Origin of the sequence: Rhizobium binae, from assembly GCF_017357225.1 — a bacterium.
GTDB lineage: Bacteria > Pseudomonadota > Alphaproteobacteria > Rhizobiales > Rhizobiaceae > Rhizobium > Rhizobium binae.
The window spans coordinates 85,225-107,728 of the sequence record NZ_CP071604.1 but is presented as its reverse complement, the minus strand read 5'-3'; the positions used below and the strand labels follow the sequence as shown (position 1 = coordinate 107,728).

The window sequence follows — 22,504 nt, the reverse complement described above, 5'->3', positions numbered from 1 at the left end:
TCAATGGCTGCCGGCAACCGGCAGCCTCTCCCAAGGAGATATGACATGGCTTTCACCACTGCACTGACCCGGCACGTCCCCTTCTCTTCGCCGTTCCTGCGCGCCGCCGGCTATATCAACGGCGTCTGGACCTCAGGCAATGCCACTGGGACTTTCGACGTGCTCAACCCGGCAACCGGCGAACTGCTTGCTTCGCTGCCCGACATGGGGGCAACCGAGACGCGGGCGGCGATCGATGCGGCCCATGCCGCCCAGCCGGCCTGGGCTGCCCGCCCGGCCAAGGAGCGCAGCGCCCTCCTGCGCAAATGGTTCGACCTGATGGTCGCCAATGCCGACGAACTCGCCGCGATCCTGACCGCCGAAATGGGCAAGCCCTTCCCCGAAGCGCGCGGAGAGATCCTGTATGCCGCGTCCTATGTCGAATGGTATGCGGAAGAGGCCAAGCGCATTTACGGCGAGACGATCCCGGCACCTTCCGATGACAAGCGGATGATCGTCATCAAGCAGCCGGTCGGCGTCGTCGGCACGATCACGCCGTGGAATTTCCCGGCGGCTATGATTGCCCGCAAGATCGCGCCGGCGCTGGCCGTCGGCTGCACGGTCGTGTCGAAGCCCGCCGAACAGACGCCGCTGACGGCAATCGCGCTGGCCGTGCTCGCCGAGCAGGCCGGTATTCCGGCCGGCGTCTTCAATCTCATCGTCGGTATCGACGGACCGGCAATCGGCCGCGAGCTCTGCGGCAACAACAAGGTGCGCAAGATAAGCTTCACCGGTTCGACGGAAGTCGGCCGTATCCTGATGCGGCAGTGCGCCGACCAGATCAAGAAGGTCAGCCTGGAGCTCGGCGGCAACGCGCCCTTCATCGTCTTCGACGATGCCGATCTCGACGCCGCCGTCGAAGGCGCGATCGCTTCGAAATACCGCAATGCCGGCCAGACCTGCGTTTGCGCCAACCGCCTCTACATCCAGTCGGGCGTCTATGACGCCTTTGCGGCCAAGCTTGCCGCCAGGGTCGCCGCAATGCCGGTCGGCGACGGCTTCACGGCGGGTGTCGAGATCGGGCCGCTGATCGACGAACAGGGCCTTGCCAAGGTGGAAGATCATGTCAGCGACGCGCTTGCCAAAGGCGCCAAGGTGCTGACCGGCGGCAAGCGCATCGACGGTGCCGGCACCTTCTTTGCGCCGACGGTGCTGACCGGCGTGACCCGCGGCATGACGGTGGCGCGCGAGGAAACCTTCGGACCGGTGGCGCCGCTCTTCCGCTTCGAGACCGCCGAGGATGTCATCGCTGAGGCCAATGACACGGAATTCGGTCTTGCCGCCTATTTCTACGCCGGCGACCTGAAGAAGGTCTGGCGGGTGGCGGAAGCGCTGGAATACGGCATGGTCGGCATCAATACCGGCCTGATGTCGTCAGAGACGGCGCCGTTCGGCGGCATCAAGCAATCCGGACTCGGCCGCGAGGGCTCGCGCCACGGCGCCGACGATTATCTCGAGATGAAATATCTCTGCATCGGCGGCGTCTGATCCGCCAACAGGGAGAAGCGGGCACGCGACCTCTCGCCGCGTGCCGTCAATAATGCGGCGGGCGGGTGATACCGGGCGCTTCCAGCGACTGTTCCTCGAGCGACAGGAAACGTTCGGTCAGCCGGTCGAGCTTGGTGCGCATCTGCTCGACGACCTTCCATTGTTCGGCAAGCTGATCGGACAGCTCCTCGATCGTCTTTGCCTGATAGGCCAGCATCTCTTCCAGCCGGGTGATGCGGTTCGTCTCGTCGGACATTAGAGCCTTTCCTGGTTAGACTGTAGCATTCTGCCGGAGCAGGTTTTCGTCAGGGCAGAGGCCTGGCGGAAAGATGCTCGGCCCTTCGGGTTGGCTGAAACGGGCCGCCTGCTCGACCGGCCGGCTTGGCCGTAGAGCTGGGGTACGACACGCGCCAGCCGGTCGACCATCCGACTCCGTTTGAGCCAACAGAATGTTACAATCTAACCCGGAAAGGCTCTACATCCTCCTTTGCCGACACCCGCAGAACAGATGGTTCTCTCCCAAAGCGGAAATAGGCCACGCCGTCAATGTTTTCGATGGCCGGCGCAGCCGCGCGTAAAACTGAACCGTTTGGTTACTAAAAGACCTTGCCGCGTCTGATGTTGTGGGGTAGGCCCTTATCCATCAGGGAGGAATACTGATGGATGCAGGAAACGGCTTTCTTCATCCGGACCGGCTCTTTCCGGCCGACCCGGCAACACGGACCATTGCGCGCGACCTCTACGAGACGGTGCGCAATCTTCCGATCGTCAGCCCGCACGGGCATACCGAACCGTCCTGGTTCGCCGACGATAAGCCGTTTGAAGACGCGGCTTCGCTGCTGGTCATTCCCGATCATTATCTCTTCCGCATGCTGCACAGCGTCGGCGTCACCTTGGACGAGCTCGGTGTTCCCAGGCTCGATGGCAAGCCGGTGGCCGCAGGCCGCGCGATCTGGCAGACCTTTGCCATGCATTACCATCTCTTCCGCGGAACGCCGTCGAGCCTCTGGGTCGATCACGCGATGTCGGCCGTGCTCGGCTGCACCGAGCCGCTGACACCTGACAACGCCGATGCGCTCTACGATCACATCAATGCCCAGCTTGCCCTTCCGGAATTCCGGCCGCGGGCGCTGCATCAGCGATTCGGCATCGAAACGATCGCGACGACCGAGGGCGCACTCGACCCGTTGGCGCATCACCAGAAGATGGCCGCGGATGGCTGGATCGGCAAAGTGCGCACCACTTACCGGCCGGACAGCGTAACCGATCCCGATGCCGTTGGATTCTGCGACAATCTCATAAAATTCGGGGCGATCACCGGCGCCGACGTGACACGCTGGGACGGCCTGATCGAAGCGCACCGGCGCCGGCGCGCCTATTTCCGCCAGTTCGGCGCCACCGCAACCGATCACGGCGTGCCCACCGCCTTCACCGCCGACCTGCCACTTGCCGAAAAGCAGGCACTGCTCGACAAGGCGCTGAAGGGGCCGCTTTCTCCCCAAGATGCCGAGCTCTTCCGCGGCCAGATGATGACCGAGATGGCCGGACTTTCGGCCGAAGACGGCATGGTCATGCAGATCCACGCCGGCTCGCGACGCAATACCGACAACGGGCTGTTCGCGACGCGTGGCCCAAACATGGGCGCCGATATTCCGACGCGAACGGACTGGGTCGGCGGGCTGAATGCGCTGCTTTCCAGATACGGCCATGCGCCGGGGCTGCGCGTGCTGCTCTTCACCCTCGACGAGACGACCTATGCGCGCGAGTTGGCGCCGATGGCCGGCCATTGGCCCTGCCTGATGATCGGTCCGCCCTGGTGGTTCCACGACAGCCCGCTCGGCATCCGCCGCTATCTCGACCAGGTGGTGGAGACGGCAGGCTTCGCCAATATGGCCGGTTTCAACGACGACACGCGGGCGCTGCTTTCGATCCCGGCGCGGCACGATGTCTGGCGCCGCGAAGTCTGCCGCTTCCTCGCCGGGCTCGCCGCCGAGCACCGGATTTCCAAAAGGGAAGCCGAGATCGTGGCGGGCGAACTCTCCTATGGCAATGCGAAGAAGGCCTATAAGCTGTGACCGAACGACTACAGACCCTTTCCGGCCTCGCCCCGACGGCGAAGCTTCCCGCCTATGACCGCAGCCGGCTGAAAAGCGGCATCCTGCATCTGGGACCCGGCGCCTTCTTCCGCGCGCATTTCGCGCCGTTCACGGATGGCGCGCTCGCCGCTGCAGGCGGCGACTGGGGCATCGAGGTGGCAAGCCTGCGCACACCCGATGTCGCCGACAATCTGAGCGCTCAAAACGGGCTTTATACGGTGCTGATCCGCGACACCTCGGGCACGACGGCCGAGGTGATCGGCTCGATCCTGAAGGCACATGTGGCGCCGCGCGATCCGGCCGGGCTGCTGGCGCGGCTGGAAGATCCCGCGATCCGGATCGTCAGCATGACGGTGACGGAAAAGGCCTATGGCTTCGATCCGGCAACCGGCGGCCTCGACCTCAGACATCCCGATATCGTCGCCGATCTCGCCAACCGGCATGCGCCGCGCGGCGTCATCGGCTATCTGGTGGAAGGCCTTGCGCGCCGCCGGCAAAAGGGGATCGCCCCCTTTACGCCGCTGAGCTGCGACAACCTGCCGAGCAACGGCGCGGTGCTGAAACGCCTGGTGCTCGAATTCACCTCCCGCATCGATGCCGACCTGCATCGCTGGATCGAAGCGAATGTGCCCTTCCCGTCGACGATGGTCGACCGAATCACCCCGGCCAGCACCGACGCGACCTATGCCGATGCCGAGCGGCTGACGGGCCGCACGGACATGGCGGCGATCGAGACGGAACCCTTTACGCAATGGGTGATAGAAGACCATTTCGCCAATGGCCGCCCGGCCTGGGAAAAGGTGCGCGGCGCGCTGATGGTCGAAGACGTCTCGGCCTATGAGAAGATGAAGCTCCGGATGCTGAACGGCGCTCATTCGCTGCTCGCCTATCTCGGTTATATCGGTGGGTATGAATTCATCCGCGATGTGATGGACGATGCTGCTCTGGCCGCGCTTGCCTATCGCCACATGCACGCGGCGGCGAGGACGCTCGATCCGGTGCCCGGCATCAACCTCGACGACTATGCCAACGAATTGATAGCGCGCTTTGCAAACAAGGCGATCGCCCACCGCACCTACCAGATCGCCATGGACGGCACGCAGAAGCTGCCGCAGCGGCTGCTGGAGCCGGCATGCGAAGCGCTGGCGCATGGCGACAGGGCGGAAACCTATGCGATCGCCGTTGCGGCGTGGATGCGCTACGCGATCGGCGAACACGGCGATGGCGAGCGCTACGAACTGCGCGATCCCCGCGCCGGCGAAATCGCCGCGCTGATCGCCGATGTCCCGCGCACCGGTCCTGCGATTTCGGCGGCTCTCTTCACCCTTCCCGGACTTTTCCCGGCGGCGTTGACCGGACATCGGGCGTGGACGCAGGATGTGTCGGACAAGCTGGAGATCCTGATTCAGGACGATCGGTTGCCACTGTTTTGAGAGCTTGAAGGCTTTTCAGCAGAAGAGAGGGCTTGCCGTGTGGCACCCCCTCTCTTTGTGCCACTTCCTGTCAGTCCTTCACGCGCGCCATCTCGGGATCATAGAGCGGCGCCAGCGACACCCTGCAGGGAATGCGCTCCCTGGCGACATCGAGCTCATAGGTGCCGGAGAGGACGAAATCCTCCGTCACACCTTCCGGGTTGCGGACGTAGCCGTAGCCGATCGGCTTCCCCAGCGTATAACCGAAGCCGCCGCTCGAGAGCCAGCCGACACGTTTGCCGTTGCGATAGATGGTTTCGCGTCCGAGCAGCACGGTATCGGGATCTTCGGGAACGAAGCAGGCGAGGCGCTTCTTGATGCCGTCCGCAAGCTGCCGCTCGATCGCCTCGCGGCCGCGGAACGGAATGTTCTTCCCGATCTTCACCGCCCAGCCGAGGCCGGCTTCAACTGGCGTGTGGTCGGGGCCGATATCGGAGCCCCAGGCGCGATAGCCCTTTTCCAGGCGGCAGCTCTCGATGGCGCGGTAGCCGGCATTGACAAGGCCGAGCTCGCCGCCTGATGCCATCAGCGCGTCATAGACCGTGGTCGCATATTCAATGGGAACATGCAGTTCGTAGCCGAGCTCGCCGACATAGGTGATGCGCAATGCCCGCACCGGGCAGCCCGATATGCCGATGGTTCTGACCTGGCCGAAGGGGAAGGCGGCATTCGAGACATCGCTGCGTGTCACCTTTTCCAGCACCGCGCGTGCATTCGGTCCCATCAGCGACAGCACGGAATAGGCCGAGGTGACGTCGACCAGCTCGGCATGCATCTCCGCCGGAATATTGCGGACGATCCAATTGAAGTCGTGGGTGGCGAAACCGGTGCCGGTGACGATGTAATATTCGTCCTCGGCGATGCGGGCGACGGTCAGGTCGCATTCGATGCCGCCCTTGTCGTTCAGCATCTGCGTGTAGATGAGCGATCCCACGGGCCTTGCAACATCGTTGGCGGCAATCCAGGAGAGTGCCGCCTCGGCATCCCTGCCCTTCAGCACGAATTTGGCGAAGGAGGTCTGGTCGAAGATGACGGCCGCCTCGCGCACCGCCTTATGCTCGCGGCCGACGGCATCGAACCAGTTCTGCCTGCCGTAGCTGTAGATATCCTTCGGCTCCTCATTGGCGAAGAGATCGGCAAACCAATTCGGCCGCTCCCAGCCGAGCTTTTCGCCGAAACAGGCGCCCTGCGCCTTCAACCGGTCATAGAGCGGCGATTTGCGGCAGGGGCGGCCGCTCGAATGCTCCTCGAAAGGCCAGGCCATGGTGTAGTGCTTGCCATAGGCTTCGAGCGTGCGGGTGCGCACCCAGTCGGTATCGAAGTGCGGGCGACCGAAGCGGCGGATGTCGACCGGCCAGAGATCATAGGGCGGCTCGCCCTTCGTCACCCATTCGGCAAGCGCCATGCCGGCGCCGCCGGCCGAGGCGATGCCGAAGGCGTTGAAACCGGCGCCGACGAAGAAGTTCTTCAGCTCCGGCGCCTCACCGAGAATGAAGTTACCGTCAGGCGTAAAACTTTCCGGGCCGTTCAGCAGCTGCTTGACGCCGACATTCTCCAGCGCCGGAAGGCGGCCGAGCGCCTGTTCCATGATCTGTTCGAAATGGTCGAAATTGCTATCCAGCAGCGTGTAATGGAAATCCTGCGGGATGCCCTGCTTTGCCCAGAGAATGGGATTGGGCTCATAGCCGCCCATGACGATGCCGCCGACCTCTTCCTTGTAATAGGTCAGGCGATCGGGATCGCGCAGCGTCGGCAGGTTGGAGGGCACGCCGAAGGATTCGGTGATGATATATTGGTGCTCGACCGAGACCAGCGGCACGTTGACGCCGAAACGCCGGCCAAAGGCGCGCGTCCATTGGCCGGCGCAGACGATGACGCGCTCGCATTCGATACGTCCCTCGGCGGTCACAACGGCGCGGATTCGTCCCTTGTCGATCTCGAGGTCGAGGACTTCGGTATCCTCGAAGATCGAAACGCCCGCCATGCGGGCCCCCTTCGCCAGCGCCTGGGTGATGTCGGAGGGATTGGCCTGGCCATCGGTCGGCAGGAAGGCGGCGCCGACCAGATCGTCGATTGTCATCAGCGGCCAGAGATCGAAGGCCTCCTGCGGTGTCAGCAACTGCATTTCGAGGCCGAAGGACTGGGCCGTGGTCGCCTGGCGCTTGACCTCCGTCCAGCGCTCCTCGTTGCAGGCAAGCCGCAGGCCGCCATTCATCTTCCAGCCGGTGCCGAGGCCGGTTTCCTCTTCCAGCCGCTTGTAGAGATCGACGGAATAACCGAGCAGCTGGGTGATGTTGGCGCTGCTGCGCAGCTGGCCAACGAGGCCGGCGGCATGAAAGGTCGTGCCCGATGTCAGCTTCTTGCGTTCCAGGAGAACAGTATCGGTCCAGCCAAGCTTGCCGAGATGATAGGCTGTCGAGCAGCCGATGATGCCGCCGCCGATGACCACGGCTTTTGCCGTCTTCGGTAACTGTTTCGTCATTTATCGTTCCTGTTCAAAGGCTTGATAGGCGCGTTCAAAACGCCCGAGATTTTCGGCGGTATAGGCGGCATAGTCGAACTGGATGGTCGAATGGATTTCAGAAATCATGCTCCACAGCGTTTCGCGCAGCAGCGAGGCGCATTTCATCGCGCCGTAGCGGCGGCTGAACTCATCGGTCAGCGGCTGGTCGAAATAGCTCTCGAGCATCATCTGCTCGGCGGCTTGCGAGAATTCGTTGTTGGAGGCCAATCCGCCGAGATCGAACAGCGGCGTATTGAAGCCGGCATAATCCCAATCGATCAGCCAGAGCCGCTTGCCGTCATCGAGAAAATTGGCGGCCAGCAAATCGTTATGGCCGAAGGCGATCTCGAACGGCGCTGCCGCTGCTTCCAGCATCTCGGCCTTGGCGATCAACGCCGGCAGCAGCGGAAGGTGGAGGCTGCCCGATTCCTTCAGGCTGGCGGCGTAATCGCGGATGACGTGGAAGACCCAGAAGATCATCGCCGGGCCGCGGAAATGCCGCGCGATGTCACGGTGGCAGGCGCGCAGCAGCGGCACGACCCGGGCCAGCATTTCCGGCGTCCTGATATCCTCGGGCGACAGCGCCCGCGCCTCGATATAGTCGAGCACCAGCACGCCGGGCGAATGGTGGATGACGGCAGGCGACAGGCCGGCGGCATGCGCCGCGCGGCTTGCGGCAAGCTCGTTCTGCCTGATGATGTGGTGGATCGGAATATCGGCGCCGAGTCTCACCACGCAACGCGCGACGGCATCGCTGACCAGATAGTTCCTGTTGGTGATGCCGCCGGATATCGGCGAAATTTCAATCGGACCCTGCCAGATGCCAAGCGCATGAATCCTATCCTCAGGCGTCATGCTATCCCCCTTGCGGCGCTGGCAAAATGATGGGGCAGAGCGGGATGGGCTGTCAAGCAGCGGCGCGCGTCCTTCCGGACGCGCGACGGGCTATAGGGTCAGATCGTCTTGCCGGCAGCGTCGAAGACGTGGCAGCGGGCCGGATCGAAGAAGGCTTGCACATTGGTGCCACGCTCGACCTTCTGCTGACCGTCGAGGGCAATCGTCAGCAGCTGTCCGTCCGGCGTCGTCGTATAGAGCATGGTGGCGCCGCCGAGATTTTCGACGAGATCGACATTGACGGTCGAGAGCGCGATGGTGCCCTGCGTGAGGGAGAGATGCTCAGGGCGGATGCCGAAGGTCACGGCCTCGCCTGCCTCGCCCTTCAGCCGGCGCGGCAGGCGGACGGAATTGCCGCAGACATGAATACTGGTTTCGGCCTCGCCGACCGCTTCGATGCGCGCCTGCAGAAAGTTCATCTTCGGGCTGCCGATAAAACCGGCGACGAAGCGGTTGGCCGGGTTGTTGTAGAGGTCGAGCGGCGCGCCGACCTGTTCGATGCGGCCGGAATTCAAGACGACGATCTTGTCGGCCATCGTCATCGCCTCGACCTGGTCATGGGTGACGTAGATCATGGTGTTGCCGAGCTGCCGGTGCAGTCGGGATATTTCGACGCGCATCTGCACGCGCAATTCGGCGTCGAGGTTCGACAGCGGTTCGTCGAACAGGAAGATGCGCGGCTCGCGCACGATGGCGCGACCGATGGCGACGCGCTGGCGCTGGCCGCCCGAGAGCGCCTTCGGCTTGCGCTCCAGGAGCTTCTCGATCTGCAGAATTTCCGCAGCGCGTTTGACCTTCGGCTGGATGTCCGCCTTCTTGTAACCCGCCGTCTCCAGGCCGAAGGCGAGGTTCTTGTAGACCGACATGTGCGGATAGAGCGCATAAGACTGGAAGACCATGGCGATGCCGCGCTTGGCCGGCGCCACCTCGTTCATGCGCTCGCTGTCGAGCAGCAGCGCCCCGCCGGTGATCTCCTCCAGACCGGCGATCATGCGCAGCAGGGTGGATTTTCCGCAGCCCGAGGGGCCGACGAAAACGACAAATTCGCCGGGATCGATCGTCAGGTCGATGCCATGGATCACATCGAAGGCGCCGTAGCGCTTCTCGACCTTCTGAAGAACGACACTGGTTGCCATCGTCTCAAAACCCTCTGTTGCCGGTTACTTTGGCCGGTGACTTGGCCGGTTACCTGGTTCTTGCGCGCCAATCGGCGTATTTCGGACTATCGGGACCGACCGGCAGCGGCACTTCGGCACCGCTGTCGGAGGATTGATAGATAGCGGTGACAAGCTCGAGCGCGCGGCGCGCATCCTGAGTTGTCACCGGCAGCGGCCCATTGCCGCTGAGGAAGGCGTGGAACTGGCCCATCTGGGTGGTGAACCGCGGCGCGACCGGCTGCCAATCGCTGATCACGCGGTCGATCTTTTCCCTGACGTCATCATTGGCCGCGATGATCTTCCAGGGGTCCTTGCCCGGTGTGTAGGGCTCGTGCGTGCTTTCGAAGGTGACGTTTTCGAAATGCAGCCTCAGCCGGCTGATCTGCTCCTGCGAGCCGAGCGTGCAGGACAGCGAGACGAAAGCGCCGTTTTCCATCAGCAGGCTGGCGGAGGCGCAATCCTCGACTTCGATGTCGTTGACGCGGGTGGCGACGCGGCCGAAGACTCTCGCCGCCGGTCCCATCAGATGCATCAGCATGTCGTGCAGGTGAAGCGCGTGGGTGACGAGCACGCCGCCGAGTTCCGTTTCCCATTTTCCGCGCCAGGGCACGGCGTAATATTCCGGTTTACGCAGCCAGAAGGTTTCGACCGAAGCCATATAGGGCTTGCCGGCAATGCCGGCGTCGATGATCCGCTTGGCCTTCTGGATTCCGTCGCCATAACGGTACTGGAAGATCGGCATCAGCACGCCTCTGGCGCTCTTTTCCGCTTCCATAATCCGATCGACGCCGGCGAGCGAGCCGGTCAACGGCTTTTCGCAAACGACATGTTTGCCGGCGGCGAGTGCGGCGACCACCTGTTCCAGATGGATGCCGGGAGGCGTGCAGATATCGATAATGTCGATCGTGTCGTCGGCAAGCAGTTCCGCAAAGGAGGTGGTGCGGCGCTCGATGCCGAACTCGTCGCCGACCGCCTGCAGACGCTCTCCGTTCAAATCGCAGATCGCCACGACCTTGAACTTGTCGGAATGCGGCAGATAGCCCTCGACGATATGCGAGCGGCCGATGCCGCAGCCGACGATCGCGACGGTCTTGATGCTCATGTCACTCTTTTCCACTGCCGCCATCAGCGTTTCATGCCCGTCGTGGCGATGCCCTCGATCAGCAGGCGCTGGAAGAACAGGAAGAAAAAGAAGACCGGCACGAGCGTCAAAGTCGACATGGCGAAGAGACCGCCCCAATCCGAGGCGCTGGTCGAATCGACGAAGGTGCGCAGGCCGAGTTGGATCGTGTAGGTGTTCATGTCGTTCAGGTAGATCAGCGGGCCGAAGAAATCGTCCCAGGTCCAGATGAAGGAGAAGATGGCGGCGGTTGCTAGCACCGGCAGCGACAGCGGCAGCATGATCTTCCAATAGATGCGCCAGGCGCTGCAGCCGTCCATCATCGCCGCCTCGTCGAGCTCGCGCGGGATGCCACGGAAGAACTGCACCATCAGAAAGATGAAGAAGGCGTCGCTTGCCAGGAACTTGGGCACGACAAGCGGCAGGATGGTGTTGACCCAGCCAAGGTTGAGGAAGAGCACATATTGCGGGATCAGCGTCACGTGATAGGGAATCATCAGCGTGCCGAGCATGATCGCGAACCAGAAATTCCGGCCGGCAAAACGCAGCCGCGCAAAGGCGAAGGCAGTCAGCGAACAGGCGATGACATTGCCGGTCACCACCAGCAGCGAAATGACGAGCGAATTCCAGAAGAAGCGGCCGAAGCTGACATCGAGGCCGACCCAACCGCGCGCATAGGACGAGAAATCTATCGAGGACGGAATGAGCGAGGTCGACGAAAAGATCTCGGTTTCTGGCCTGACCGATGCCGAGACCATCCACAACAGCGGGTAGAGCATCAGAAGCGAGGCGGCGATCAGCAGGGCGTGGATCATGAGCGACGCCGGCAAGCTGCGTTTGGTAATGTCCGATGGCGGCCTGGCCGCAGTGACGGAAGCGGTCATCTCAGTCATCGTAATGCACCCAATAACGCGAGGTCAGGAAGGAGAAGGTGGTGAAAATCGCGATAATCACCACCAGGATCCAGGCGAGCGCCGAGGCATAGCCCATGCGGAAATTGCCGAAGGCTTCCTGATAGAGGTAGAGTGTGTAGAACAGCGTCGAGTTGATCGGCCCGCCCGTGCCGCCCGATATGATGAAGGCCGGCGTGAAAGCCTTGAAGGCTTCGATCGTCTGGACGACGGCGTTGAAGAAGATCACCGGCGTCAGAAGCGGCAGCGTGATCTTGTAGAATTGACGGAATTTCGAGGCGCCGTCGAGGCTTGCTGCCTCATACATGTCCTGCGGGATCTGGCGCAGGCCGGCGAGGAAGATGATCATCGGCGATCCGAACTGCCAGACGGACAGCGCCACCAGCGTATAGATCGAATAATTCGGGTGCGAGATCCAGCTCGGCCCCTCGATGCCGATCTGGGCAAGCGCGGCGTTGACCAGGCCGTCGCTGGCGAAAAGCTGGCGCCAGAGCACGGCGATCGCTACGCTGCCGCCGAGCAGCGACGGCAGGTAGAAGATGGCGCGATAAAACGTCAGCCCGCGCAGGCCGCGGTTTAGCGCCATGGCGACCAGCAAGGCGAAGGTCAGCTTGAACGGCACAGAGAAGACGACATAAGTCAGGGTGACGTGCATGGCGGCCGAGAATTTCGGATCCGCCGTGGCGATGCGCACGTAATTCGCAATTCCCACCCACCGCGGCGACTGCAGCATGTCGAAGTCGGTGAAGGAGAGGTAGAGCGAAATCAGGGCCGGCCCGAGCGTCAGCCCGAAAAAGCCGATAAGCCACGGAAGGAGGAAGAGATAGCCGGGCGCGTTGGCGTTCCAGAGACGCCTGAAGCGTCCCTCGGCCACCGCGCCTTGATACCTTTCCACTGGTATGGCCCCTGCGGGCGTGCGCATCGCATTGCTCATACGGGATCAGCCTCGTGCGAGAATCTGCGTGATTTCATCAACAAGTTGTTTGCCGCCATCGGCGGGAGACAACTGCCCGAACCCGACCTGTTCAGCGATGTTGCGCAGCATGAGTTCGCCTTCACCTGCACCAGCCGGCGGGGGCGGCGGCAATTTGCCGGCGAGGTCGCCAAGGCCGCTGACATATTCCAGCGGGACCTTGCCATTCTCGTCGAGCTTAGCTGCTACGACGTCGCGCATGGCAGCGGATTCCGGGATGCCGCGTTCGACGTCCAGCAGGACCGCTGCCTCGGGATTCTTGACGAAGAAATTGACGTAATCGACCGCCAGGTCCACAGATTTCGACTGGGCCGAAACCGAGAAGAACATCGACGGCTTGCGATAGTGGCCGCCCTTCGAATCCGGCTTGATGCGCATGTAATTTGTCAGTGCCAGCTTGTCCTTGTTCATTGCCTGATAGGCGACGAACTGGTTGGAATGGGCAAAACCGGCCGCAGCCTTGCCGAGCGACACCGTGTTGGTTTCGATATCGTTCTTGTCGAGAGCCTGGATATCTGCCGGAACGCAGGCGCCGGACGCACGGAATTTGGCCCACATGTCGTACCATTCCGAGGCGTCATCCACGTCGAATCCGATCTTACCGTCGGCGGTATAAAGCGCCTTGCCGCGCTGGCGCAGCCAGTTTTCGAACAACGGTTCGCCGCCGCTGCCGTCGGCGATGCCGAACATGCCCTTGCGCTTGCCTGCCTTGGTAATCTCAGCACCCATGCGACCAAATTCCTCCCAGGTGGTCGCCTGGGTCGGCAGATCGACACCGGCCTCCTTGAAGGCAGTGGTATTCAGCACCGTCGCAGCCGAGTTCGCACCCAGGCTGACGCCGTAGAGATGGCCATCGACGCTACCGCCTTCAATCTGCGCCTTGTCGAAATCCCCGAGATCGAGCTTGGCAGGCATATAGGATTCAAGCGGGGCGAGCGCGCCGCGCCGTGCATATTGGACGATGTAACGGTAATCCATCTGGATGACGTCCGGCGCGTTGCGGCCCGCGACCTGGGTCGCAAGGCGCGGCCAGTAGTCGCCCCAGCCCAGGAACTCGCCGGTGATCGACGTCCCCGGATTCTTGGTCTGATAGAGCTGCGATACCTTGTTGGTGCGGTCGGCGCGCGGCTGCGAGCCCCACCACAGAAGACGCAGGCGCTTTTCCTGTGCCAAGGCGCTCGTTCCGAGCGCCGAGAGCGACAGAAGCGCGGCGCTTCCCGCAACGAAATTACGTCTGTTTACACGTAGAGTCATTTTTTCCTCCTCCAAAGGGAAGCGCCTCCACACGCTTCCAAACTAGTTTCGCTTGCGCAAATAACTAATTGGTTACAAGCTACGGGCAAAGCGGCAAGCCTGTCAAGCGGTGTCGGCCAAAGCATGATGCCGAAAGTGTAAGCGGGCGGACGACATCATGCTCTCACTGCTTAAGTTGGAGCAGGATGATTTTGGGGCTAACAGGCCTCATCATCCTGTTTCAGCAGGGGCCTTTCCAAATTCGGTTTTTACAATTTCGCACCGAAGGCTTATGAGCGCAACATGTGACGACAGGGGTGGAAAGATGAGCGATAGCGGGGGAAATAGCGGAAAGAAGCAAGCCCGGCGACCGTCGATGGAACGGACGGCCCAACGCGATCCGGAGCGGACACGCGCGGCAATCCTCGATGCGGCAACCCGGGAATTCGCCGAAAACGGCATGGGCGGCGCCCGCGTCGACGCCATCGCCGAACGGGCCGGCACCAACAAGCGCATGCTCTATCATTATTTCGGCGACAAGGAGCAGCTTTACCTGAAAGTGCTCGAAGAAGCCTATGTCGGCATCCGTACCGCCGAACGCGCGCTGCATATCGGCGACCGCAGCCCGGAGGAAGGCATCAGCGAACTTGCGCTCTTCACCTGGCGCTATTTCCTCCAGCACCCGGAATTCCTGAGCCTGCTCGGCACGGAAAACCTGCATCGCGCCCGGTGGCTGCGCCAGTCCGTCCGGCTCAAGGAACTGCATTCGCATCTGATCGGCGAGCTATCCCAGGTGCTCGAGCAGGGCAAGAAACAGGGCGTCTTCATCGAGACCGCCGACCCCCTGCATGTCTACCTGACGATCGCCTCGCTCGGCTATTTCTACCTCTCCAACCAGTACACGCTTTCGACGATCTTTGGCCGCGACCTGATCGAGCCGGCCAATCTCAATGCCTGGGAAAGCCATATCGTCCACGTCACGCTCGCCTCGATCAAGCGCTGAGTCTCGAAAGTCGGATTCGACTCTTGACAGGCTCCGCGCTCTTCTGTCATCAAGTAACCGTTTAGTTACCGGCTTGGGAGGGCCGGGTCGACATGCCCGCTCCCGCCGAAAAAGATTGCAGGGAGGAAAAAATGGCACGATTGGGGATTATCTTGCACGGCGTCACCGGCCGCATGGGTTACAACCAGCATCTGGTGCGGTCGATTCTGGCCTTCCGCGACCAGGGCGGCATCACGCTGAAATCCGGCGAAAAACTTGAGATCGACCCGATCATCGTCGGCCGCAACGGCGCCAAGATGGAAGAGCTGGCGAAGAAGCATAACATCAAGCGCTGGTCGACCGATCTCGATGCCGCGCTCGCCAATCCCGATGACACGATCTTCTTCGATGCCGGCACGACGCTGATGCGCGCCGAGCTTCTGTCCAGGGCGCTCGACGCCGGCAAGCACGTCTATTGCGAAAAACCGATTTCCGACGATCTGCAGGTGGCGATCGATCTCGCCCGCAAGGCGCGCCGCTCCGGGCTCAAGCACGGCGTCGTGCAGGACAAACTCTTCCTGCCGGGCCTGCGCAAGCTGGCGCTGCTCAGGGATTCCGGCTTCTTCGGCAAGATCCTCTCGGTGCGCGGCGAATTCGGCTACTGGGTGTTCGAAGGCGACTGGGGCGTGCCCGCCCAGCGCCCCTCCTGGAACTACCGCAAGGCCGATGGCGGCGGCATCATCCTCGACATGCTCTGCCACTGGCGTTACGTGCTCGACAATCTGTTCGGCGAGGTCAAGGCCGTCTCCTGCCTCGGCGCCACGCATATTCCGCGCCGCATCGACGAGCAAGGCAAGTCTTATGATTGCGATACCGACGACGCGGCCTATGCGACCTTCGAGCTCGAAGGCGGCGTGATCGCGCAGGTCAATTCCTCGTGGGCGGTTCGCGTGCGGCGCGACGATCTCGTCACCTTCCAGGTCGACGGCACCCATGGTTCGGCCGTCGCCGGCCTGACGAAATGCTGGAGCCAGCACCGCGTCAACACGCCGAAGCCGGTCTGGAACCCCGACCAGCCGCAGACGATCGATTTCTACAAGACCTGGGACGAGGTTCCGGATACCCAGGCTTTCGACAACGGCTTCAAGGCGCAGTGGGAAATGTTCATCCGTCACGTCGTCGAAGATGCGCCGTGGCCCTACGGGCTCGAAGCCGGCGCCAAGGGCGTGCAACTGGCCGAACTCGGCCTGAAATCCTGGGCCGAGCGCCGCTGGCTCGACGTTCCCGCACTGGAGTTCTGAGCCGTGACGACGATCAATCTCCCCCTCGACGGCAAGATCGTCCCCTATACGCTGACGGGCACGCCGATCGAACTGAAGAAGCGTGACGCCAAGGCCTTTCCGCGCATCGCCTTTGCCGCCGCCCATGTCGTCGCCGATCCGCTCGCCGACAATGACCCCTGGCTGACGCCGGCGATCGATTGGGAGCGGACGCTCGCCTTCCGTCATCGGCTCTGGGATCTCGGCCTCGGGGTCGCCGAAGCCATGGACACGGCGCAGCGCGGCATGGGTCTCGGCTGGCCGGAAGCGCGTGACCTCATCCGCCGGGCACTTGCCGAAGCGGCCGAACGCAAGGACGCGCTGATCGCCTGCGGCGCCGGCACCGATCATCTGTCGCCTGGCCCCGACGTGACCGTCGATACGATCATCCGGGCCTATGAAGAGCAGATCGAAACGGTGGAGGCGGCCGGCGGCCGCATCATCCTGATGGCAAGCCGGGCGCTTGCCGTCGCAGCCAAGGGGCCGGACGATTATGTCAGGGTCTATGACCGCATCCTTCGTCAGGTCAAGGAACCCGTCATCATCCACTGGCTGGGAGAAATGTTCGACCCGGCGCTCGAGGGATACTGGGGCAATGGCGACCACCTGAAGGCAATGGAAACCTGTCTGCAGGTGATCGAAGCGAATCGCACCAAGGTCGACGGCATCAAGATCTCGCTGCTTTCCAAGGAGAAGGAAGTGATCATGCGCCGGCAGCTGCCGAAAGCGGTGCGCATGTATACCGGCGACGACTTCAACTATGCCGAACTGATTGCCGGCGACGAAGAGGGCCATTCGGATGCGCTGCTCGGTATTTTCGATGCGATCGCGCCGGCGGCTTCGGCTGCGCTCGACGCGCTCGGCCGCAAGAGCAATCACGATTTTTTCGATCTTCTCGAACCGACGGTGCCGTTGTCGCGCCACATCTTCAAGGCGCCGACCCGCTTCTACAAGACCGGTGTCGTCTTCCTCGCCTATCTCAACGGTCTGCAGGATCATTTCGTCATGGTCGGCGGCCAGCAGAGCACGCGATCGCTGACGCATCTGGCCGAACTCTTCCGCCTGGCCGACGAGGCTCGGGTGCTGACCGACCCGGAACTTGCAACGGCGCGCATGCGCCAGGTGCTTGCCGTCCACGGCGTTCACTGACCCCAGGATGGTAAGGGAGGAATGAGATGCAGGTCGGAGGGCTTTCGATCAATCTGGCGACCATCCGCGAGCAATGCGGCTTTGCCGAAGCCGTCGACATCTGCCTGAAGCACGGCATCACCTCGATCGCGCCCTGGCGCGACCAGGTCGCCAAGGCCGGCCTCGACGAGGCGGTCAGGATCGTCAAGTCAAACGGCATCAAACTGACTGGCCTTTGCCGCGGCGGCTTTTTTCCCGCCGCAAACGAGGCCGACTGGCAGAAGAACATCGACGACAACAAGCGCGCCATCGACGAAGCGGCCGCGTTTTCCGCCGATTGCCTTGTGCTGGTCGTCGGCGGCCTTCCCGGCAGCTCGAAGGATATTGTCGCGGCTCGCCAGATGGTGTTCGATGGCATTGCCGCAGTGCTGCCGCATGCCCAGGCATCAGGTGTGAAGCTCGCCATCGAGCCGCTGCATCCGATGTATGCCGCAGACCGGGCCTGCGTGAACACGCTCGGCCAGGCGCTCGACATGTGCGAACCGCTCGGCGAGGATGTCGGTGTGGCGATCGACGTCTACCATGTCTGGTGGGACCCCGATCTTGCCAACCAGATCGCCCGCGCCGGTCGCATGAAACGCATCTTTGCCCATCACATCTGCGACTGGCTGGTGCCGACAAAGGACATGCTGCTCGACCGCGGCATGATGGGCGATGGCGTCATCGACCTCAAAGGCATAAGACGGATGATCGAGGCGGCCGGCTTCTTCGGGGCGCAGGAAGTGGAAATCTTTTCGGCAGAGACCTGGTGGAAACGCCCGGCCGACGAGGTGATCGCCACCTGCGTCGAGCGCTTCCGGAGCTGCTGCTAAGCATGTCGCGCAAAAGTGAGCAGCGGTTTTGCGATCACGACATGGGAAAGGCCAAAGACCTAAAGCGCGGGCTGAGCGAATCTGAAAGATCGCGACGCGCTTCAGGCCTGATTTTCAATATTTGTTTCATCACGCATGCAGGAGGATCTTTCGATGGAGAAACGCCGTTTTGCCCTGATCGGTACCGGAAACCGCGGCACCACCATGTGGGGCAAGGACCTGCTGGCCGGCTGGCGCGAACATGTCGACCTGACCGCCATCGTCGAGAAGAACTCGCTGCGCGGCGAGCGCGCGCGCAACATGATCGGCAGCAACGCGCCGCTTTACGAAAGCATCGATTCCATGCTCGCCGAGCAGAGGCCGGATCTGGTCATCGTCTGCACCCCCGACCAAACGCATGACGATATCATCGTGCGGGCCCTGGAGTCCGGCATCGACGTCATCACCGAAAAGCCGATGACCACCTCGATCGAGAAAATTCGTCGGATTCTCGACGCCGAGAAGCGCACCGGCCGCCGGGTCGACGTCTCCTTCAACTATCGCTATGCGCCGACGGCCGCCAGGATTAAGGAACTGCTCAATGCCGGCGAGATCGGCCGGCTGACCTCCGTCGACTTCCACTGGTATCTCAACACCAAGCACGGCGCCGACTACTTCCGCCGCTGGCATGCCTATACGGAAAATTCCGGCAGCCTGTTCGTTCACAAGGCCACCCACCATTTCGATCTTCTCAACTGGTATCTCGACAGCGATCCCGAGGCGGTCACGTCCTTCGCCGATCTGCAGAACTACGGCCGCAAGGGTCCGTTCCGCGGGCCCCGCTGCAAGCTCTGTCCGCACGCGCATGAATGCGATTATTATCTCGATCTCGAAAGGGATCCCTTCCTCGATCACCTCTACGAAGATCCTTCGAAGATCGACGGCTATTTCCGCGACGGCTGCGTTTTTCGCGAAGACATCGACATTCCCGACACGATGGTGGTCAGTCTCCGCTACCGCAACAACGTCCATGTCTCCTATTCGCTGAACACCTTCCAGCCGATCGAGGGCCATCATTTGGCATTCAACGGCACCAAGGGCCGTATCGAGATACGTCAATATGAGGCGCAGCCTTGGGAAGAGCCGAAAGAGGACACTATCCTGCTCATCCGCAATTTCCCGAACGGGAGGGAAGCCGTCGAGCGCATCGTCGTCCCGCATTTCACCGGCGGCCATTACGGCGGCGACGACCGGATGCGCAACATGATCTTCAAGCCCGACATGGAAGACAGACTCGGCCAGCGCGCCGGCACACGGGCGGGCGCCATGTCCGTGCTCTGCGGCATTGCCGCGCTGACGAGCTCGCGCACCGGCAAGGTGGTCGAGATCGCCGAACTGATGCCCGAGCTTGCCAATGACGGCTCGCCCAATTCGTTGAGGACACCGCGCTGACGCAAGCCGCCGGCGAGGCGTCAGGCGATGGTTTCGAGATCCTGCCGGCGGATCTGGTAGAGCAGCGGCCGGCCGGTCGTAAAACGCTCGATCTCATCGGCCGCCATCTCGCCGAGACGCGCCCGTTCCAGGCCGATGGCGCCGGCAATGTGCGGGGTCAGAAAAACGTTCGGCAGATCGTAAAAGACCGAACCCGTCTCCGGAATTTCCGGATCGGTGACGTCGATGACGGCGTCGATGCGACCCGTCTTCAGCTCGGAAAGCAGAGCCGCCTCGTCAACGAGAATGCCGCGCGCCGTGTTGATGAGCGTCGCGCCGTCCTTCATCAGCGACAGCCTTCGCGCATCGATCATATGCCGGGTCGAGGGCAGCGAGGGCGCGTGCAGGGACACGATATCGGCTCGCCGCATCAATTCATCGAGCTCGACCTTTTCGGCTCCGAGGCCGGCAACCCCGGCAGCATCGATCATGGGATCGAACAGCATCAGCCTGTATTCGAAGGGTTTTAGGAGCTCGATTACCCGCCGGCCGATGCGCGAAGCGCCGACGATGCCGAGGGTGCGGCCATAGTTGCCGATCGCTTCGCTCTGCATCGGATAGGTGCGTTCGCGGTTGCGGTCGGCAACGTAGAGATCGCGGAACCGGAAGGCGCGTTTTCCGGCGAAGAGGATCGCCGCAAGCGTGAATTCGGCGACCGGCACGGCATTGGCCTCGGCCGAATGGCTGACTGCTATGCCGGCTTCGAAGATGGCCTCGTCGATGATGCCCTTCACCGTGCCTGCCGCGTGGACGATGAGGCGAAGCCGCGGCGCGGCGACGGGAATCGCGGGCCCGATATAGGGTGTGCCCCAGCCGGTGATCACGATTTCGGCTTCGGAAAGCAGTCGTCTTGCCCGCGCGTCGTCGAGGCGCTGCAGCGGCTCGCGATCCAGCAGGCGGCCGATGGTATCGAGCCGGCGCAGGATCTCATCGGGCAGGACGTGCTCCGTGCGCGACGGCTCCATGGCAAGGAGGATTGCCGGACGGCTCATGGCATCTGACCCGGCGCTTCGATGGCGCTGACCGTCACGCCCTTTTCCCGCACCAGCGCCTCCAGCGCCGCGACATCGGGCGCTTTCGGCGGCCGCGCCCAGGCGGACGCGACGGCAGCGGGATCGTCGAGTGCCAGCACCGCCGTCACCAAGATGGTTTCGCCGGCCGGGATCTGGCCGCGCAGCTGCGGCACGATGGTCTTGGCGACGATCACATTGGTGTTGGGCTGGGCCTTCTGCGCCAGCCCGACGCGCTCGACCGACGAACCCAGGTCGAGAATGCCGGTGAAATCGGCTTCGCCGATCGCATAGGCAGCACCATCCGACGCCGACAGCGTGTCCAGTCCGAAATCCCGGCGAGAGATGGCGAAGCCGCCTTCAGCGACCCTCAGCGGCCGGGCCGCCCTGATCCGGTGGAGGCGGATATGCCAGGGGGCCACGGGCGCCAGCCAGCTTTCGACGCTGACATCGGGGAAAGGTGACCATTTCGCATAAAGCACATCGCCCGCGAGCCTGGCTTCCTCATTGGTCTCGCGCACGCGGTAGTGCAGCCCGTCATCACTGAAGACCAACATCGAATCGAAGGCGCCGAGCGCAAAACCGCGTTCGTCAGACTCGACGCTGAAGCCGTAGCGGGAGGAATAGGCGAATTTCGCGTATTTTTCCGTGCCGAAGCGCATCTGCAGATTTTCCTGGCCGGAGGACAGCGCCACGACATCACTGCCCGTCCGCATCATGACCATGCCGGGATGGCGCTGGGCAACGACCTCTGGCGCCTGCTCCGGCACCTTTTCCTCGGACGCCCAGAACGGATGATCCTCCGCGATCGCAAGCGGAAGAAAGGCCTTCAACGCCCAATAGGGCGAGCCGGCGGAATTGTAGCTCTCCGACATCAAGAGGTTCGGATAGCCGAAACCGATCGACAGCACGCCGTCGCGATCGGCAATCGGCTTGTCCCTCCACCAGCGCAGATGCTGCAGGCAAAGGTGTTTGACCTCGCCCCAGGGCAGCGCCTCGACATCGGCGAAGGCGAGCGCCGACCAGAAGCCGGCGCAGGCAAAGCGATAGGTCAGGCTGCGGCCGAAGGGGATAGTCGCCCCATCGGCGGCAAACCAGTGGCGGAAATCCCGGGCGAAGAGGATCGCGCGTTCGCGGTAGCGCTTCGCGTAATCGTCGTCGACGAGCTTCGAATAGATCAGGCCATAAAAATGCATGGCGAAGGGAATGTAATGATCGATGCGGCGCACGTTTCCGTCGCGATACCAGCCGTCGCCGATATAGAAGCCCTCGAGTTCCTCCAGATATTGCCGCGTCAGGCTGCGGTCGAAATCTGCACCGAGACGGTCGAGGGCGATGTCGACGAAAATCCGGAAGAATTTCCAGTTGTTGTCGGCATAGTCGAACTGTCTGGCGTGCTTGAGATAGGCAATGACATTGCTGCGGGCGCGCGCATCGAGCGGCTCCCAGATCTTTTCCGGCACCAGCGCCAGGGCAAAACCGAGAGCGGCAAGCTCGACCATCCGCTGATCACGACCATTGACCGTTCCCCAATATTCCGGATGGGCGGGATCGGTGCCGTTGGCGAGCCCTTCGGCAAAACGATGCCAGTGGGCGAAATCACCCTTGCCGGCGCCAAACGGTGCCAACCCCCAGAGCGGTCGGGCAAAACCTTCGAGGTCGGCCGCCGCCCGGTCGAAATGGGCGGCGGCGCCACTCAGCCGGACGCGGGCATTGCCTTTCGAAAAACAGGCAAGCAGCGGATCGAAGAGGTCAAGCAGGGCGCGGCTCATATCGGCGCGGGTTTCGAGCGGATTGCCGGCGAGCGGGTTGGCGCTGGCGGGATCATAGGTCATCG

18 protein-coding genes are annotated in these 22,504 nt (G+C 62.5%); 8 read left to right on the top strand and 10 right to left on the bottom strand.

Annotation, left to right across the window (positions count from 1 at the left end; genetic code table 11):
• Positions 1 to 45 precede the first annotated feature (45 nt).
• Positions 46 to 1,527 carry an NAD-dependent succinate-semialdehyde dehydrogenase gene (locus J2J99_RS00480; protein ID WP_207600944.1) on the top strand — a complete coding sequence of 494 codons (1,482 nt, stop codon included), beginning with the start codon at positions 46 to 48 and terminating at the stop codon, positions 1,525 to 1,527.
• 46 nt (positions 1,528 to 1,573) lie between these two features.
• Here J2J99_RS00480 and J2J99_RS00475 read toward each other — a convergent pair whose 3' ends face one another.
• Entirely contained in the window at positions 1,574 to 1,783 is a 210-nt protein-coding gene (locus J2J99_RS00475) for a SlyX family protein (RefSeq protein ID WP_010055195.1), read from the bottom strand.
• 403 nt (positions 1,784 to 2,186) lie between these two features.
• Here J2J99_RS00475 and uxaC point away from each other — a divergent pair, with 403 nt between their 5' ends.
• Both uxaC and J2J99_RS00465 read left to right on the top strand, forming a co-directional pair.
• Complete coding sequence (gene uxaC, locus J2J99_RS00470; protein ID WP_168295792.1) at positions 2,187 to 3,602, top strand: glucuronate isomerase; 1,416 nt, start codon at positions 2,187 to 2,189, stop codon at positions 3,600 to 3,602.
• The gene (locus tag J2J99_RS00465) at positions 3,599 to 5,056 is read left to right on the top strand and encodes a mannitol dehydrogenase family protein (protein ID WP_168295793.1); all 1,458 of its coding nucleotides are present in this window, start codon (positions 3,599 to 3,601) and stop codon (positions 5,054 to 5,056) included. The genes uxaC and J2J99_RS00465 overlap by 4 nt, the downstream gene beginning before the upstream one ends.
• 70 nt (positions 5,057 to 5,126) lie before the next feature.
• Here the strand turns inward: J2J99_RS00465 and J2J99_RS00460 are convergent, their stop codons facing one another.
• The 7 genes from J2J99_RS00460 to J2J99_RS00430 all read right to left on the bottom strand — a co-directional run bounded on the left by J2J99_RS00460 (position 5,127) and on the right by J2J99_RS00430 (position 13,907).
• A complete protein-coding gene (locus tag J2J99_RS00460; protein ID WP_168295794.1) occupies positions 5,127 to 7,577 on the bottom strand; it encodes a GcvT family protein in 2,451 nt (816 codons plus the stop codon).
• Positions 7,578 to 8,453 (bottom strand): choline/ethanolamine kinase family protein, encoded by an 876-nt coding sequence (locus tag J2J99_RS00455; protein WP_168295795.1) that lies wholly within the window; start codon positions 8,451 to 8,453, stop codon positions 7,578 to 7,580. It abuts the gene before it with no gap.
• A 98-nt stretch (positions 8,454 to 8,551) separates the two neighbouring features.
• Positions 8,552 to 9,628 (bottom strand): ABC transporter ATP-binding protein, encoded by a 1,077-nt coding sequence (locus J2J99_RS00450; protein WP_168295796.1) that lies wholly within the window; start codon positions 9,626 to 9,628, stop codon positions 8,552 to 8,554.
• Positions 9,629 to 9,677: 49 nt separating this feature from the next.
• On the bottom strand, positions 9,678 to 10,775 hold the full coding sequence (locus tag J2J99_RS00445; RefSeq protein WP_205918699.1) for a Gfo/Idh/MocA family protein: 1,098 nt from the start codon (positions 10,773 to 10,775) through the stop codon (positions 9,678 to 9,680).
• Positions 10,775 to 11,662, bottom strand: a complete 888-nt coding sequence (locus J2J99_RS00440; protein WP_375337293.1) for a carbohydrate ABC transporter permease — start codon at positions 11,660 to 11,662, stop codon at positions 10,775 to 10,777. The genes J2J99_RS00445 and J2J99_RS00440 overlap by 1 nt, the downstream gene beginning before the upstream one ends.
• Positions 11,655 to 12,614: a carbohydrate ABC transporter permease gene (locus J2J99_RS00435; protein ID WP_168295798.1), complete on the bottom strand. Its 960-nt coding sequence runs from the start codon at positions 12,612 to 12,614 to the stop codon at positions 11,655 to 11,657. The genes J2J99_RS00440 and J2J99_RS00435 overlap by 8 nt, the downstream gene beginning before the upstream one ends.
• Positions 12,615 to 12,620: 6 nt before the next feature.
• The gene (locus J2J99_RS00430; protein WP_168295799.1) at positions 12,621 to 13,907 is read right to left on the bottom strand and encodes an ABC transporter substrate-binding protein; all 1,287 of its coding nucleotides are present in this window, start codon (positions 13,905 to 13,907) and stop codon (positions 12,621 to 12,623) included.
• A 304-nt stretch (positions 13,908 to 14,211) separates the two neighbouring features.
• Here J2J99_RS00430 and J2J99_RS00425 point away from each other — a divergent pair, with 304 nt between their 5' ends.
• The 5 genes from J2J99_RS00425 (at position 14,212) to J2J99_RS00405 (ending at position 19,618) form a co-directional block, all read left to right on the top strand.
• Positions 14,212 to 14,889: a TetR/AcrR family transcriptional regulator gene (locus J2J99_RS00425; RefSeq protein WP_168295800.1), complete on the top strand. Its 678-nt coding sequence runs from the start codon at positions 14,212 to 14,214 to the stop codon at positions 14,887 to 14,889.
• A gap of 131 nt (positions 14,890 to 15,020) precedes the next feature.
• Positions 15,021 to 16,169 (top strand): Gfo/Idh/MocA family protein, encoded by a 1,149-nt coding sequence (locus J2J99_RS00420; protein ID WP_168295801.1) that lies wholly within the window; start codon positions 15,021 to 15,023, stop codon positions 16,167 to 16,169.
• Between the two features lie 3 nt (positions 16,170 to 16,172).
• Positions 16,173 to 17,336, top strand: a complete 1,164-nt coding sequence (locus J2J99_RS00415) for a dihydrodipicolinate synthase family protein (RefSeq protein ID WP_168295802.1) — start codon at positions 16,173 to 16,175, stop codon at positions 17,334 to 17,336.
• Between the two features lie 26 nt (positions 17,337 to 17,362).
• Positions 17,363 to 18,187 (top strand): sugar phosphate isomerase/epimerase family protein, encoded by an 825-nt coding sequence (locus tag J2J99_RS00410; RefSeq protein ID WP_168295803.1) that lies wholly within the window; start codon positions 17,363 to 17,365, stop codon positions 18,185 to 18,187.
• A 153-nt stretch (positions 18,188 to 18,340) separates the two neighbouring features.
• Entirely contained in the window at positions 18,341 to 19,618 is a 1,278-nt protein-coding gene (locus J2J99_RS00405) for a Gfo/Idh/MocA family protein (RefSeq protein WP_168295804.1), read from the top strand.
• 20 nt (positions 19,619 to 19,638) lie between these two features.
• Here J2J99_RS00405 and J2J99_RS00400 read toward each other — a convergent pair whose 3' ends face one another.
• Positions 19,639 to 20,649, bottom strand: a complete 1,011-nt coding sequence (locus J2J99_RS00400) for a hydroxyacid dehydrogenase (protein WP_168295805.1) — start codon at positions 20,647 to 20,649, stop codon at positions 19,639 to 19,641.
• Positions 20,646 to 22,502 carry a DUF2264 domain-containing protein gene (locus J2J99_RS00395; RefSeq protein ID WP_168295825.1) on the bottom strand — a complete coding sequence of 619 codons (1,857 nt, stop codon included), beginning with the start codon at positions 22,500 to 22,502 and terminating at the stop codon, positions 20,646 to 20,648. The genes J2J99_RS00400 and J2J99_RS00395 overlap by 4 nt, the downstream gene beginning before the upstream one ends.
• Positions 22,503 to 22,504 lie beyond the last annotated feature (2 nt).

Bases quoted from the DNA above. Each gene is read 5' to 3' on its own strand.
- J2J99_RS00445 (WP_205918699.1), bottom strand. From the start codon at position 10,775: ATGGCGGCAGTGGAAAAGAGTGACATGAGCATCAAGACCGTCGCGATC.
- J2J99_RS00430 (WP_168295799.1), bottom strand. From the start codon at position 13,907: ATGACTCTACGTGTAAACAGACGTAATTTCGTTGCGGGAAGCGCCGCG.
- J2J99_RS00455 (WP_168295795.1), bottom strand. From the start codon at position 8,453: ATGACGCCTGAGGATAGGATTCATGCGCTTGGCATCTGGCAGGGTCCG.
- J2J99_RS00420 (WP_168295801.1), top strand. From the start codon at position 15,021: ATGGCACGATTGGGGATTATCTTGCACGGCGTCACCGGCCGCATGGGT.
- J2J99_RS00410 (WP_168295803.1), top strand. From the start codon at position 17,363: ATGCAGGTCGGAGGGCTTTCGATCAATCTGGCGACCATCCGCGAGCAA.
- J2J99_RS00405 (WP_168295804.1), top strand. From the start codon at position 18,341: ATGGAGAAACGCCGTTTTGCCCTGATCGGTACCGGAAACCGCGGCACC.
- J2J99_RS00400 (WP_168295805.1), bottom strand. From the start codon at position 20,649: ATGAGCCGTCCGGCAATCCTCCTTGCCATGGAGCCGTCGCGCACGGAG.
- J2J99_RS00425 (WP_168295800.1), top strand. From the start codon at position 14,212: ATGAGCGATAGCGGGGGAAATAGCGGAAAGAAGCAAGCCCGGCGACCG.
- J2J99_RS00395 (WP_168295825.1), bottom strand. From the start codon at position 22,502: ATGACCTATGATCCCGCCAGCGCCAACCCGCTCGCCGGCAATCCGCTC.
- J2J99_RS00460 (WP_168295794.1), bottom strand. From the start codon at position 7,577: ATGACGAAACAGTTACCGAAGACGGCAAAAGCCGTGGTCATCGGCGGC.
- J2J99_RS00440 (WP_375337293.1), bottom strand. From the start codon at position 11,662: ATGACTGAGATGACCGCTTCCGTCACTGCGGCCAGGCCGCCATCGGAC.
- J2J99_RS00475 (WP_010055195.1), bottom strand. From the start codon at position 1,783: ATGTCCGACGAGACGAACCGCATCACCCGGCTGGAAGAGATGCTGGCC.
- J2J99_RS00435 (WP_168295798.1), bottom strand. From the start codon at position 12,614: ATGAGCAATGCGATGCGCACGCCCGCAGGGGCCATACCAGTGGAAAGG.
- J2J99_RS00480 (WP_207600944.1), top strand. From the start codon at position 46: ATGGCTTTCACCACTGCACTGACCCGGCACGTCCCCTTCTCTTCGCCG.
- uxaC (WP_168295792.1), top strand. From the start codon at position 2,187: ATGGATGCAGGAAACGGCTTTCTTCATCCGGACCGGCTCTTTCCGGCC.
- J2J99_RS00450 (WP_168295796.1), bottom strand. From the start codon at position 9,628: ATGGCAACCAGTGTCGTTCTTCAGAAGGTCGAGAAGCGCTACGGCGCC.